At 64.1% G+C, this 13513-nt stretch carries 12 protein-coding genes; 1 reads left to right on the top strand and 11 read right to left on the bottom strand.

What is annotated here, in order from left to right; genetic code table 11:
* Positions 1 to 80: 80 nt before the first annotated feature.
* From CNX70_RS24185 to CNX70_RS24235, 11 genes are all read right to left on the bottom strand, one after another.
* Entirely contained in the window at positions 81 to 1694 is a 1614-nt protein-coding gene (locus CNX70_RS24185; protein WP_096237622.1) for a methyl-accepting chemotaxis protein, read from the bottom strand.
* Between the two features lie 226 nt (positions 1695 to 1920).
* Positions 1921 to 3396, bottom strand: coding sequence for a xylulokinase (xylB, locus tag CNX70_RS24190; protein WP_096237623.1), 1476 nt, complete (start codon positions 3394 to 3396; stop codon positions 1921 to 1923).
* A 36-nt stretch (positions 3397 to 3432) separates the two neighbouring features.
* Positions 3433 to 4311, bottom strand: coding sequence for an AraC family transcriptional regulator (locus CNX70_RS24195; protein WP_096237624.1), 879 nt, complete (start codon positions 4309 to 4311; stop codon positions 3433 to 3435).
* A 42-nt stretch (positions 4312 to 4353) separates the two neighbouring features.
* Positions 4354 to 5478 (bottom strand): ABC transporter ATP-binding protein, encoded by a 1125-nt coding sequence (locus CNX70_RS24200; protein ID WP_096237625.1) that lies wholly within the window; start codon positions 5476 to 5478, stop codon positions 4354 to 4356.
* Between the two features lie 2 nt (positions 5479 to 5480).
* Entirely contained in the window at positions 5481 to 6521 is a 1041-nt protein-coding gene (locus tag CNX70_RS24205) for an NAD(P)-dependent alcohol dehydrogenase (protein WP_096237626.1), read from the bottom strand.
* Between the two features lie 30 nt (positions 6522 to 6551).
* Positions 6552 to 7379, bottom strand: coding sequence for a carbohydrate ABC transporter permease (locus CNX70_RS24210; RefSeq protein ID WP_096237627.1), 828 nt, complete (start codon positions 7377 to 7379; stop codon positions 6552 to 6554).
* Positions 7367 to 8257 (bottom strand): carbohydrate ABC transporter permease, encoded by an 891-nt coding sequence (locus CNX70_RS24215; protein ID WP_096237628.1) that lies wholly within the window; start codon positions 8255 to 8257, stop codon positions 7367 to 7369. The genes CNX70_RS24210 and CNX70_RS24215 overlap by 13 nt, the downstream gene beginning before the upstream one ends.
* Positions 8258 to 8371: 114 nt before the next feature.
* The gene (locus tag CNX70_RS24220; protein WP_096237629.1) at positions 8372 to 9643 is read right to left on the bottom strand and encodes an ABC transporter substrate-binding protein; all 1272 of its coding nucleotides are present in this window, start codon (positions 9641 to 9643) and stop codon (positions 8372 to 8374) included.
* Positions 9644 to 9790: 147 nt separating this feature from the next.
* On the bottom strand, positions 9791 to 10333 hold the full coding sequence (locus tag CNX70_RS24225; RefSeq protein WP_244198941.1) for a GNAT family N-acetyltransferase: 543 nt from the start codon (positions 10331 to 10333) through the stop codon (positions 9791 to 9793).
* 8 nt (positions 10334 to 10341) lie between these two features.
* Positions 10342 to 10860: a GNAT family N-acetyltransferase gene (locus CNX70_RS24230; RefSeq protein ID WP_096237630.1), complete on the bottom strand. Its 519-nt coding sequence runs from the start codon at positions 10858 to 10860 to the stop codon at positions 10342 to 10344.
* A 36-nt stretch (positions 10861 to 10896) separates the two neighbouring features.
* A complete protein-coding gene (locus CNX70_RS24235; RefSeq protein WP_096237631.1) occupies positions 10897 to 12171 on the bottom strand; it encodes an amidohydrolase family protein in 1275 nt (424 codons plus the stop codon).
* A gap of 380 nt (positions 12172 to 12551) precedes the next feature.
* On the opposite strand from CNX70_RS24235, the gene CNX70_RS24240 reads away from it, so the two are divergent.
* On the top strand, positions 12552 to 13466 hold the full coding sequence (locus CNX70_RS24240; RefSeq protein WP_096237632.1) for a phasin family protein: 915 nt from the start codon (positions 12552 to 12554) through the stop codon (positions 13464 to 13466).
* Positions 13467 to 13513 lie beyond the last annotated feature (47 nt).

Consider the following 13513-nt stretch of genomic DNA (forward strand, 5'->3'; position numbering starts at 1 on the left):
ATAGTATAAGAATTTCGGCGCGATATTTGCCTGATCGGACGCCGCTTGACTGGCATCAAGCGGCGCGGGGCGGGCCTGCATCAGGTCAGCGACAGTCTCCGGGCCGGCGCGGCCACGCCGGGAACGGCATGCAGTTTGAAGATGCTGACGGCGTCGGCCAGGCTGGCCGCCTGCTGCTGCAGCGCGTCCGCGGCGGCGGCGGCCTGCTCCACCAGGGCCGCATTCTGCTGCGTCACACCATCCATCTGGCTGATGGCGATGCTGATCTGCTCGATGCCGTCGCGCTGCTCCACGCTGGCCACGGCGATCTCGCCGATGATGGCGTTCACGCGCTGCACGCTGCTGACCACATCGTCCATCGTGCGCCCCGCCTGGCCCGCCAGCACGCTGCCCTCTTCCACCGTGCGCACGGATTCGCCGATCAGCTGCTTGATTTCCAAGGCCGCCGCGGCCGACCTGTGCGCCAGGCTGCGCACTTCGGTGGCCACGACGGCAAAGCCGCGTCCCTGCTCGCCCGCGCGTGCCGCTTCCACGGCCGCATTCAGGGCCAGGATATTCGTCTGGAAGGCGATGCCGTCGATGACGGCGATGATGTCGACGATACGCTTCGACGACGCATTGATATGGCTCATGGTCTGCACCACCTGCGCCACGGCCTCGCCGCCGCGCTGCGCCACGTCGGACGCGCCGCCGGCCAGCTGGCGCGCCTGGTCCGCGTTGTCGTTATTCTGCCGCACGGTGGAGGTCAGCTCGACCATCGCGGCAGCCGTTTCTTCCAGCGAACTGGCCTGCTCCTCCGTGCGCGACGACAGGTCCATGTTGCCGTTGGCAATTTCGCCCGACGCCGTGGCGATGGCGTCCGTGCCGGCGCGCACCCGTCCCACGATGTCGGCCAGGTTACCGCTCATCGCCTTCAAGGCGCGCAGCAGGTCGCCGATTTCATCGCGGCTGCTGTTGGCCACCACGGCGCGCAAGTCGCCGGCCGCCACTTGCTGGGCGATGCCGACGGCCGCGCCCAGCGGCACCGTGATACTGCGGATCAGCCACCACACGGTGATTGACCCCACGACCAGGGTCACCAGCACGGTGGCCAACATGGCGATGCTGGCACTGCGGTGCGCGGCCGTATCCTGCTCCTTCATCTGCGCCATCAGGCTGTGCGACTGCTTGCCGATAGTGGCGACGATGGCGTCGATCTGGCGCGTCGGTTCGCGGTCCATGCCCTTGACCAGCGCATCGACCGTGTGGGCGCTGTCGGCGCGCGCGCCATCATACTGCTGCAGCGCCGCCAGGTAGCTCACGCCCAGCGCGTCGTGCGCCTGCAGCGCTTGCGCCACGGGCGCCGTATCGAGTTTCAAGGCGGCCATCATGGCTTGCAGGCCGGCCAGCTCCTTGCGCGTCTGCGCACCGCTGGCGACAAACGCTTCGCGGTAGCGCCGGAAGGCGGCCGCATCGCCGCCGCGCAGCAGGATGTTTTTCCATTCCTGCACCTGGATCTTGAATTCCACCTGCGCGCTGCGCGCCGCATCGACCGCTTCCGTCAAGGCCACGGAGCGCTGCATGGCCTGCGCGCTGCGCGCGCTGGCCGCATCGAGCGCACTCCAGCCGCGCACGCCAACGAACACCAGCGCAAGAAAGAAGAAGGCGCCCAACAAACCCAGGCGGATGGAGATTTTCAGATTTGCGAGTTGCATATGTTTCTCCCGGCGGCAAGAACAGGATGGCAACAAAGGCGCCACCAAAACTATCCAATTCTCACCAAATGAGGAAATCATGCCGCGCACCCCAGGAAAAACCAAGCGGTGCTTTCGCTAGAGAAACACTTTCAACACAGAAACAACAAATTACACGGGAAGGTTGACTGTCTGGCCATATTGGCGGGATCGCAGCATGGTCGGGCCGGCAATCTTGCCGGTCGCCTCAGCGCGCCGCCGCAGCCGCGCCCGCGAACTCTTCGCGCAGCAGCGGGTACAAACGCCGGTAGCGCGCCAGCCGCTCGTCCAGCATGGGGGACGCCTGCGGCGCGAGCGTTTCCTGCACGGGCGGACGCGTGCACACCTGCGCGGGCGGCAAGCCAGTCACCGCCATCTGCGCCAGGCGCGCCGCACCGAGAGTGCCGCCAGCCACGCCATGGTCGTGCCGCAGCACGTTCAGGCCCGAGGCATTCGCGCATAGCTGGGCCCAGAAGCGGCTGCGCGAACCGCCACCGACGAATGACGCTTCGTCCAGCTGCGTGCCGGCGCTGCGCAGGGCCGCATTGCCGTCGGCCATGGCAAAGGCCACGCCTTCCATCACGCTGTAGGCCAGTTCGGCGCGCCCATGTTCCGTCGACAAGCAAAAAAACACACCGCGCGCCGTGGCGTCGTTGTGCGGCGTGCGCTCGCCGCTCAGGTAGGGTAAAAAGATCGGTGCCGTGCGCGCATCCACGCCTTCGGCCAGCGTCACCAACTCTCCGATGTCGGACGACCGCGTCAGCCGCGCCACCCAACTGAGGCTGGACGCGGCGCTGAGGATCACGCTCATCTGGTGCCAGCGACCGGGCAGGCAATGGCAGAAGGCGTGTACGCCCTGGCCCGGATTGGGTGCGTAGCCATCGCTGCCGGCGAACAGCACGCCCGAGGTACCCAGCGACAGCAGGCCGGCGCCAGCTTCCACCACCCCCAGGCCCACGGCGGCGGCGGCATTGTCGCCCGCGCCGCCGGCCAGCAGCACCGCATGTGCGATGCCCCATTCCTGGCACAGCGCCGGGCGCACCTGCGCGGCGGCATGGCTGCCTTCGACCAGGCGCGGCATGTGCTCGCGCGTCAAACCGGTGGCCGCCAGCATGCGTTCGGACCAGTCGCGTTTGGCCACGTCCAGCCACAGGGTGCCGGAGGCGTCGGACATGTCGGAGACGCAGTCGCCCGTCAGGCGCAGCGCCACGTAATCCTTGGGCAGCAAGACTTTACTGATGGCGCGAAACAGCGACGGCTCGTACTTTTGCAGCCACAGCAGCTTGGGCGCCGTGAAGCCGGACATGGCCTGGTTGCCCGTGATGGCACGCGACTCGGGCACCAGCGCTTCGAGTTCCACGCATTCGGCAAAGGCGCGCGTATCGTTCCATAAAATGGCCGCGCGCAGCACGTGCTGCTGCTTGTCGAGCAGCGTGGCACCATGCATCTGCCCCGACAGCGCGATGCCACGCAGGCCGGAAAACGCCACCGGCTGGGCGCTGCGGATGGCTGCGATCACGTCCAGCGTGGCGTGCCACCAGTCCTCGGGATTTTGCTCTGACCAGCCGGGATGGGGGCTGGACACGCGCAGGCTCACGCCGCTGCTGGCCAGGATGGTTTGCGCGTCGTCGGTCAGGATGGCCTTGACTTCGGAAGTGCCGATATCGATACCGAGATATGTCACGATGGTTCCATGTATAAAAGTAATTAAAGCCGGCCGTCAGGGAAAGGACTCGGGCATGTTCATGTGCAGGCAGGAGCGAAATTTCGACGGCGACATCTGCTTGTGGGCCAGGAACTGGCGGTTGAAATTGGACAGATTGTTAAAACCCGTGCGGTAGCAGATATCGGTGACCTTCATGTCGGTATTCATCAGCAGATCGCAGGCCAGCGCGATGCGTTCCTGGTTCACGTAATGGATGAACGACGTGCCCGTATGCTTGCGAAAAAAACGCGTGAATTTCAAGGTATTCATTTCCGCCACATCGGCCACGTCCTGCTCGCAAAAATCCAGGGTGATGTTCTGCTTGATGTACGCCAGCACCAGGTTGATGGTCGAGGACATGTAGCGCCCCGCCTGCGCCAGATAAGTGACGCTGGCCAGCGCACGGCGTTCGCGGCAGTCGCACAGCTCGCCGAACAGGCGCGCGAACAGTTCCACCCGGCGCGGGCCCTGCGCCGTCGTCAGCTCACACATCAGCGGCGCCAGGCGCAAGCCCAGCGCATCGGGAAACTGCAAGCCCCTGCCCGCCTCGCCCAGCAGCGTTTTCAGGGGTGCCATTTCCGGGAACAGCAGCGCGCAGCGGTCGATGAAGTCGCTGGAAAACTGCAGCACCAGGTCGCGCGCGGGCAGGCTCACGCCTTCGGCCAGCTCGCTGACCCAGTTGTGCGGCAGGTTCGGTCCCGTCAGCACCAGGTTGCCCGGCGCGTAACTGCCGATATGGTCGCCAACAAAAAACTTGCCGGTCGACGTGGTGATGATGTGCAATTCGTACTCGGGATGGAAATGCCATTTCGCCACCACATGCGGGTAGCCGTGCGCCCACGCGCGAAACGATTCGTGTATCGGTTTGTGGATCAGTTCCAGGTCAGGCGTCACGGCGGTTCCCTTGCACAGTCTCGGTGGTGCCTATTCTAATACTTAAGCACTTACCGCCAGGGCCAGCTCGGTCTCGGCATCGAACAGATGGATGTGTTCTTCGTCGAAGGCCAGCGCCAGCATCTGGCCCACTTGCGCCGCGCTGTTGGCGGCGTTCGCCGGCAGCAGCGCCGACAGGGTCAGTGCACCGCACTGGAAGCTGATCAGCGCTTCCGCGCCCAGCAATTCCACCAGGTCGATCACGCACGCCAGGCCATGGCTTGCGCCGCTGCCAGGCTGCTGATCCTGCGGCGTGGCGGCGCGCAAATGATTCGGGCGCAAGCCTAACACCACCCGCGTGCCCGACTTGAGCGCCGCGAAACGGGGCGACGTCAATGGCCAGCGGTAGCCGGAGCAAATGAGCAGGGTGCGCGCGCCATCCCTCTCGATCACGCCGTCGATGAAGTTCATGGCCGGCGTGCCGATGAAGCCGGCCGCGAACAGGGTGCGCGGATGGTTGTACAACTGGGCCGGCGTGCCGATCTGCTCGATATGCCCGCCCTTCATCAGCACCACGCGGTCGGCCAGGGTCATCGCCTCGAGCTGGTCGTGCGTCACGTACAGGGTCGTGGTGCGCAGGCGGCGGTGCAGGCGCTTGATGTCGGCACGCAGCTGCGCGCGCAGCTTGGCGTCCAGGTTCGACAGCGGTTCATCGAACAGGAATACCTGCGGCGTCTTGATCATGGCGCGCGCGATGGCCGTGCGCTGCTGCTGGCCGCCCGACATGGCGCGCGGCTTGCGATCGAGCAGGCTGTCCAGGCTGAGGATGGCCGCCACCTCGCGCACACGGCGCTCGATCTCGTCGGCCGGCACCTTCAGGCGGCGCAGGCCGAAGGCGATATTGTCGTAAACCGTCATGTGCGGATACAGCGCGTAGTTCTGGAACACCATCGCCACATTGCGCTCGCGCGGCGGCAAGTCGTTGACGACGGCCCCGCCGATCAGCAACTCGCCGCCGCTGATGTCTTCCAGTCCCGCGACCATGCGCAGCAGCGTCGATTTGCCACAGCCCGATGGCCCCAGCAGGACGATGAATTCACCGTCGTCTATCTCCAGGTCGAACGGCTGCAGCACCGCCGTCTTGTGGTCGTAAGTCTTGTGCAGCTGCCTGCAGGCGATGTTTGCCATGATTATTCCCCTGCCAGTTCAATTTGGATCTTGACGTCGTGCGGGTGGCCCTTGGCCGCCTCCTCGAACGCCCGCACGCCGTCGGCGAAGTCGAAGGTGCGCGAGATGAAGGGTTTCACGTCGATCTTGCCCGAGGCCAGCAGCGCGATGGCGCGCGGGAAGATGTTCGCGTAGCGGAACACGGACTCGATGCGCGCTTCCTTGGCCTGGATGGCGACGATATCGAAGGGCACCTTATCGGGCGGCATGCCGACCAGTACCAGGCAGCCGTTGGGGCACAGCAGGTCGATGATGCCGTCGTAGGCGCGCATGCTGCCGCTGGCCTCGAAGACGATGTCGGCGCCCCAGCCTTGCGTCAGCTCGCGCACGGTATCAAACAGGCTGGCCTGGCGCACGTCGAGCGTGGTCACGGCGGCGTTATCGGCGAACAGCGCCAGTTTTTCCGGCACCAGGTCGGCCAGGATCACGCGCGAGCAGCCGCCCGCCAGCGCCGCCAGGGCAGTCATCGCGCCGATGGTGCCGGCGCCGATCACCACCGCCACATCGCCCGGCTTGATGGCTGCCTTCTTGGCCGCCTGCAGACCGATGGCCAGCGGTTCGACGATGGCGCCTTCGCCGAAGCTGACGTTGTCGGGCAGCTTGAAGGTGAACGCGGCCGGGTGCACCACATACGGCGTGAGGCAGCCATGGATGGGCGGCGTGGCCCAAAAGCGCACGGCCGGGTCCAGGTTGTACAGGCCGCGCATGGTGGCCGGCGAATCAAACTGCGGCACGCCCGGTTCCATGCAGACGCGGTCGCCCACTGCCAGATGCGTGACTTCCGCGCCCACTTCGGCCACCACGCCGGAAGCCTCGTGGCCCAGCACCATGGGCGCTTCGACGGCGAAGGGGCCGATCTTGCCATGTTTGAAATAATGCACATCGCTGCCGCAGATGCCCACCGTGTGTATCTTGATTTTCACGTCGCGCACGCCGACGACGAGCGGCATGTCGATGTCGCGCAAGGTGATTTTTTCCGCCTGTTCCAGTACGAGTGCTTGCATGATGGTTTCCTTGTTTTTGTTTATTTATATTTATTTATGTTTGAGCATGGAGTTGAGCAGCCGTCCCAGGATGCCGACGAACAGCAGTGGCGGCAGCGCCAGCAGCACGGTGGACGCGTTCACCACGCCCCATGGCACTTCCTGGCCCATCGAGGTAAACGCCGACGCCACCACGGGCAGGGTCATGCTCTTCGACGAGGTGAGCGCCAGCGCGATCATCAGCTCATTCCAGACCAGCACGAAGCTGAAGACGATGCCACCCATCAGGGTCTTCGAGGCCACCGGCAGGGCCACGTGCCAGAACACCTGGTAAGGGCTGTAGCCATCCAGCGCCGCCGCTTCCTCGATCTCTTTCGGGATGCGCGCAAAGGCGGGAATCGACAGCCAGATGATGGTCGACAGGGTCACCAGCAGATACGTCACCACCATCGACAGGCGCGAGTCATACAGGCCCAGGTCGATCCAGATCGAGATCAGGGGAATGGCGACGGCGACCGGCGGCAGGAAGCGCAGGGAGAGCAGGAAGAACTGGATATCCTTCTTCGCCGGGATCGGATAGCGGGCGATCGCATACGCTGCCGGCACGCCCAGCACGGCGCCCAGCAACACGGCCAGGCCGACAATGGCCACGCTGTTGCCCAGCCCCGTCAGCACTTCCGGGCTGGCCAGCACCTGCTGGTAGTTGGCCAGCGTCGGGCTGAAGAAAAAGCGCGGCACGGGCGTGACGATATCCATCAACTCCTTGAAGGAATTGAGCACGGCCCACAGGATGGGGAACAGCGCCACCAGCACGATCAAGGTGGTGACGGCGGTGGTGGCGACGGCGCCCAGGCCGCGCGTCATAGTCAGTTTTCCCATTTGGCGACCCGCTTCCAGAGTAAAGTAAAGATGACGGTCGTGGCCAGCATCATCAGCACGGCCATGCTGGACGCATACGAGACCTTGCCCATCAGGCCAATGCCTTGCGCATACGCATACATGTCCAGCGTTTCAGTGGCGATGCCGGGGCCGCCCTTGGTCATCACGTAGATCAGGTCAAAGGAACGCAGCGACTCGACCATCTTGATGAACACCAGGCTCATGATGGGCACCTTCAGCATCGGCAGCGCGATATACGCATACACCTGCAGAGTGCCGGCGTAATCGAGGCGCGCCGCTTCCAGCGGTTCGGTGGGCAGGGTCTCCAGCAGTTTCAGGATGACGGCACCGAAGAACAGGCCCCACTGCCAGATGTCGACCAGCGCCACCGCATACAGCGCCGTGGCGGGATCGGACAACAGGGCCGTGCCGCCCAGGCCCACGCATTCCAGCAGCCAGTTCAAAATGCCCATCAGGGGCGAATACATGAACTTCCAGATGAAGGCGGCCGAGACGCGCGGCAGCAGCACCGGCACGATCAGCAGCAGCGCGAGAAGATCGCGCGTGCGGCCCTTGATTCTCTCGAACAGGAACACGGCCAGCAGCACGCCGACGATCAGCGAGCCGGCCACGGTGACCACTTCCCAGATGGCCGACACCTGCACGGCATTGAGGAAGCGGCGGTCGCCGAACAGGCGCAGGAAATTGGCCAAGCCCACGTACTCGCTGTCGCTGTAGCGCAGCACGCGGTTTTGCAAGGCCAGGTTGATGGCGGCGATGCTGGGCACCAGGCCCAGTATCAGCAGGACCAGCAGCGGCAGGGTGAGGAACACCGCCGGCAGCCAGGTGTGGCGTTTTTTACGGATGGAGCGTGGCATAGAAAAGCTTTCGGGCGAGGATAGGCAAGCGCTGGCTTTAACCCCAAAGGAGAGATACCGGGGTCGGACCCTGAGGGTCCGACCCCAGCTGTTCAGGTATTGGGGTGAAAGAAGTTATTTACGTTTCTTCGCCCGCGCCATCACCTCGGTCGCATACTCATTCGCTTCGTCGAGGGCGCTCTGCACGTCGCCGCGCGTGCCCGTAAACACCTCCTCCAACACGACGCCCAGGTTGTCGCCGATGTCCGGCCACTCTGGGCTGGGCCAGATGGTGACGCGCGAGACGGGCGTGGTGTCCGTCAGACCCGCCTGGATCTGCGGCTTGACGTGCTTGCGGAAGTACTCGCTGGCGATGGTGCTGCTGCGGTTGTAGTCGCTGAAGACATTGTCCTTCAGGCGCGCCTGTTCCTGCTCCTTGCCCGTGGCCCAGGCAATGAACTTGCCGGCCGCCTGGCGCGTGCATTCATCCTTCGCGCCCGTGGCGGAGATGGCCAGGCCGTGACCGTAAGCGGCCGACGGCAGCGGCGACGGCGGACGCACATAGCCCACCTTGTCGACCACCGAGGATTTTTTCGGGTCTTCCATCCAGTCGGCGAACGGCGTCGACTCGATCATGAAGGCCACCTTGCCGGACCTGAACGCTTCGAGCGCATTGCTCCAGTCGTAGGTGGGGCCGCCCGGCGGCGAATACTTGAACAGCTCGCGGTACAGTGTGGTCGCCTTGACGGCCTGCGGCGAATTGAAAGTGGGCACGCCATCCTTTTCCCACTTGCCGCCGGCGGCCAGCATGAACGGCGCCCAGCGCCAGACATTCATGCCCGAGCCGCGCTGACCGCGCGCCGCCCAGCCGTAAACATGGGGCGGGTTATTCAGTTTTTTCACGGCGGCGACCAGTTCGTCAAGCGTCTTGGGCACGGCGATACCGGCCTTTTCCAGCAAGTCGCGGCGGTAGAACAGGAAGTCGCTGCCGCCGATCAGGGGCGCGAAATACGCCACGCCCTTGTAGGAAGCGACGGCGCGGCGGCCCGGCAGGAAGTCCTCGTAATCGGCGTCCTTGGGCAGGTATTTGAGCAGCGGCACGACCCAGCCAGCGGTGGCGAATTCAGCCACGTTGGCTTCGTCGATGTAATAGATCTGGTAAGAACCGGCCTTGGTCGAAGCGTCGAGCCTGGCCTTGGAACGGCGGTCGTTTTCGCCGAAATAGCTGATCTGGACCTTGGTGCCGTTTTTCTTTTCATACTCGGCCAGGGTCTTTTCCATCACCGTCAGCCCCAGGCTTTTTTGCGCCAGCACCTTGAGCACGGGCACCGAGCAACTTTGCGCCGAGGCGTCGGCAAACCCGGCGGACATGAGGGCGCCCCATGCAATAGCAGTAACGATTTTCATCACGAGTCTCCATTTTTATAGTCCGGCGGTTTTCCACCGGTATGCCAACTATAAAAACAAAGACTGCGCATCACCACTACAAAAGGCGCGGGTTTCTAAATACTTTTTTTCACTTATGTTTCACTTCGCCAATATGGATTTGCCACCTCAATCCTGACGAAAATCCTTGCGGTAGATATTGGTATCCTTGCCCGTCGGCGGCAGGCGCGAAAAGCGCTCGAAGCGCAAGCCCAGTTTATTGAGCAAATGGATCGATGCCTGGTTCTGCGGCGAGGTGATGCCGTACAGGGTGGGCAGGCGCAGCACATGCTGCGCATGCCGCACCACGGCGGCGGCGGCCTCGTAGGCATAACCCTGGCCCCAGTAGGCGGGCAGCATGGCGTAGCCGATGTCGGGACCGGGCAGGCTGTCGCGGCGTATCATGCCGCCCATGCCCATGGCCACGCCGTCGCTGCGGCGCTCGATCATGTAAAAGCAATAGCCATGCTCGCGGAACTGCGCTATCGGACCGGCCTCCAGCGCCGCGCGCGCCGCTTCCACGGTATGGATGTTGCGGTCGCCGATATTGGCGATCCACGATGGCTCATTGATCAGCGCCAGGTAGAACGGCGCGTCTTCGGGCGTGAAGGTGCGCAGGCGCAGGCGGGGCGTTTCGATGACGGTGATCGGCTCGATTGTCAGCTCGGTCATGGCGCCGCTCATGCCGGCCACTGCATCGGATCGCTGAGCAGCTGGTACATCACGTAGGCGTCGACATAGCCCAGGTGCGCGTGGCGGTAGGCCAGCGGCAGGGTAGCGACGATGGAAAAGCCCAGCTTTTTCCACAGGGTGACGGCGCCCAGGTTGGTGCTGACGACGAAGTTGAACTGCATCGCCAGGTAGCCGGCGCGGCGCGCTTCTTCCATGCAGTGCACGCCCAGCATGCGACCCACGCCCACGCCCTGCGCGGCCGGGTCGACCATGAACGAGGCATTGGCCACGTGCGATCCATGACCCGGCTGGTTCGCCACCAGCTTGTACATGCCCAGCAAGCGCTCGCTGCCCATCACGGCGACATAGCTTTGCACGCCGGGGCCGAACCAGTAGGCGTGGCACGCTTCACGCGTGGTATCGGCGGGGAAGGTGTAGGTGTCGCCAGCGGCCACCAGGGTCTGGAAAATCGGCCACATGGCGTCGAAGTCGGCTTCCTGGGCCGGGCGGATATCAATTTCTTTCAAGGCGCTGCTCCCGATAACAAGTGATGGCCGATTGTATCAGCGCCCCAGGCGGAAATTCACGCTATCGGGCCGGCCCGGCAGGTGCAGGCGCGATTGCGCGCGCGGCGCCTCGCTGACGATTTTCCCGCGCCGCAGTACCAGGCGCCGCGCCGCGCGCAGCCGCAGCGCCTCCACCGTGGAGCTGCAATCGAGGATCAGCAAGTCTGCGTGGCAGCCGGGTGCGATGCCATAGCCGTCCAGCCCCAGGATGCGCGCCGGCGTCTCGGTCACGGCCAAAAAGCAGTCGTGCATCGCTTGTTGCCCCGTCATCTGCGCCACGTGCAGTCCCATGTGCGCCACTTCCAGCATGTCGCCCGAGCCGAGGCTATACCACGGGTCCATCACGCAGTCGTGGCCAAAGGCGACGGGAATGCCGGCGGCCAGCATCTCGGGCACGCGCGTCATGCCGCGCCGCTTCGGATACGTGTCGTGGCGCGCCTGCAGGGTGATGTTGATGAGGGGGTTGGCAATCGCCGCCACGCCCGCCTCGCGGATCAGCGGCAGCAGTTTGCTCACATAGTAGTTGTCCATCGAATGCATGGACGTCAGGTGCGAGCCCGTCACCCTGCCCTGCATGCCAAGGCGCTGGCTGTGAAAGGCCAGCGTTTCAATGTGGCGCGACAGCGGGTCATCCGACTCGTCGCAATGCATGTCCACCATCAGACCCTGTTCGCAGGCGAATTCGCACAGCAGGCGCACCGATTCGGCACCGTCGGCCATGCTGCGCTCGAAATGCGGAATGCCGCCCACCACGTCGACGCCCATGGCAATCGACCGCTTTAAATTGTCGAAGGCGCCGGGACTGCGCAGGATGCCATCCTGCGGGAACGCCACCAGTTGCAGGTCGAGATACGGCGCCACTTGCCGCTTGACGTCGAGCAGCGCTTCCACGGCCAGCAGGCGCGGGTCGCAGATATCGACGTGCGAGCGGATGGCCAGCAAGCCGCGCGCCACGGCCCAGTCGCAATACTGCAAGGCGCGTTGCACCAGCGCGTCCTGCGTCAGCTGCGGTTTCAGCTCGCCCCACAGGGCGATGCCTTCGAGCAGGGTGCCGGAGGCATTCACGCGCGGCAAGCCGTAGCTGAGCGTGGCGTCCATGTGGAAATGGGCGTCGACGAACGGCGGCGTGACCAGGTCGCCGGCGGCGTCGATCTCCTGCGCGCCCGTCACGGGCAAGGCGGGGCCGACGGCAGCGATGCGGCCGCCCTCGATGGCGATATCGATGGCGCGGCGCCCGTCGGGCAGGCTGGCATTGCGGATGACTAGGTCCATGCGGACACTCCTTCGGTTGACTACGGTATCTGTTGCTTCCACTGCATTGACATCTTCTCGCTCAAGGATGTTGCAGTGCACGAATATACTCGCTGGCAAAAACCTGACCATAGATTCGCTGACAACACCTTGCGCGTGCGCAAACTTCCCATAAATGCTGCCAAGCGCGTGAATTAGGGCAAAGACACGCGACACGGCCTGAATAAAATAACTTTCAACTAACTCGAATCACCGCTAGAATATTCATATTGCGTTGCATCATAAAAAGTCCATGATTAGCTGTTCAGCACGCTACCCACTTTACAAAACGCGGCCAACTCTGGTTTTCGGGATTTTGCAGAGCGTTTTGCCAGCATTTTAATCCGTACAAAGGAGTAAATATGTTTCCGCTTCCAGAACAATTTTCCAGCGCCGCCAAGTCGCAACTGGAAAGCCAGCTGCAAATCTTCAGCACCCTGACCAACAAAGTCTTCGAAAGCGCCGAGAAAATCATCGCCCTGAACCTGAACGCAGGCAAGGCCGCCATCTCGCATACGGCAGAAACGGCGCAGCACCTGCTGGCGACGCAGGACCCGCGCGACTTCTTCAGCTACAGCACCAGCCAGGCGCAACCGAATATCGAAAGCGTGCTGGCATACAGCCGCCAGCTGTTCGGCATCGCCTCGAGCACCCAGGCTGAATTGCTGGCCTCGGCCAAGGCCCGCCTCGATGCCGCCGCACCTGCTGCCGTCCCCGCCCCGGCAGCGGCCAAGCCGGCACTGGCCGCTGTACCTGCTACTGTGGCGCCTGCGTCCAAGCCGGCCGCCGCACCGGCACCGGCACCAGTGGCAGCAGCACCTGCGCCCGCCGCCAAGCCTGCGCCAGCCAATCCTGTCGAAGTGGCCAAGTCTGCCGCCAAGGCAGCCCCCGCCACTGTTGCTACGCCAGCAGCCAAGCCAGCGGCAGCACCGGCCAAGGTTGCCGATAAGGTCGCCGACAAGCCCGCCGTGAAAGCCGTCGACGCCAAGCCAGTGGCCAAGCCGGAAGCGGCCAAGCCCGCACCCGCACCTGTACCCGCCGCCGCCGCGCCAGCGAAAGCCGCCGCACCAGCGCCAGCCAAGCCTGCCGCGAAACCATTTCCTTCCAGCAAACCAGTCGCCAAGCCGGCCAGCGCCGCCAGCAAGACCGTGACCAAGGTTGCCGTGAAGCACGCGCCAGCACCCGTCGCCAAGCCGGCAGCCAAGGCAGCGCCCAAGGGCACGCCATCGAAACAGCTCGACATGCTGGGCAGCGGCAAAGGCAACGGCCGCAAGTAAGCCGCGCGCACGCCACTGACGCAGCAAAACAACGGGCTAAGGCCCGT

The sequence above is a fragment of the Janthinobacterium svalbardense genome (assembly GCF_002327145.1).
GTDB classification, from domain to species: Bacteria; Pseudomonadota; Gammaproteobacteria; order Burkholderiales; family Burkholderiaceae_D; genus Janthinobacterium; species Janthinobacterium tructae.

Coding starts and splice junctions, on each gene's coding strand:
- CNX70_RS24185 (WP_096237622.1), bottom strand. CDS start 1,694: ATGCAACTCGCAAATCTGAAAATCTCCATCCGCCTGGGTTTGTTGGGC.
- CNX70_RS24200 (WP_096237625.1), bottom strand. CDS start 5,478: ATGGCAAACATCGCCTGCAGGCAGCTGCACAAGACTTACGACCACAAG.
- CNX70_RS24205 (WP_096237626.1), bottom strand. CDS start 6,521: ATGCAAGCACTCGTACTGGAACAGGCGGAAAAAATCACCTTGCGCGAC.
- CNX70_RS24210 (WP_096237627.1), bottom strand. CDS start 7,379: ATGGGAAAACTGACTATGACGCGCGGCCTGGGCGCCGTCGCCACCACC.
- CNX70_RS24215 (WP_096237628.1), bottom strand. CDS start 8,257: ATGCCACGCTCCATCCGTAAAAAACGCCACACCTGGCTGCCGGCGGTG.
- CNX70_RS24220 (WP_096237629.1), bottom strand. CDS start 9,643: ATGAAAATCGTTACTGCTATTGCATGGGGCGCCCTCATGTCCGCCGGG.
- CNX70_RS24225 (WP_244198941.1), bottom strand. CDS start 10,333: ATGACCGAGCTGACAATCGAGCCGATCACCGTCATCGAAACGCCCCGC.
- CNX70_RS24235 (WP_096237631.1), bottom strand. CDS start 12,171: ATGGACCTAGTCATCCGCAATGCCAGCCTGCCCGACGGGCGCCGCGCC.
- CNX70_RS24240 (WP_096237632.1), top strand. CDS start 12,552: ATGTTTCCGCTTCCAGAACAATTTTCCAGCGCCGCCAAGTCGCAACTG.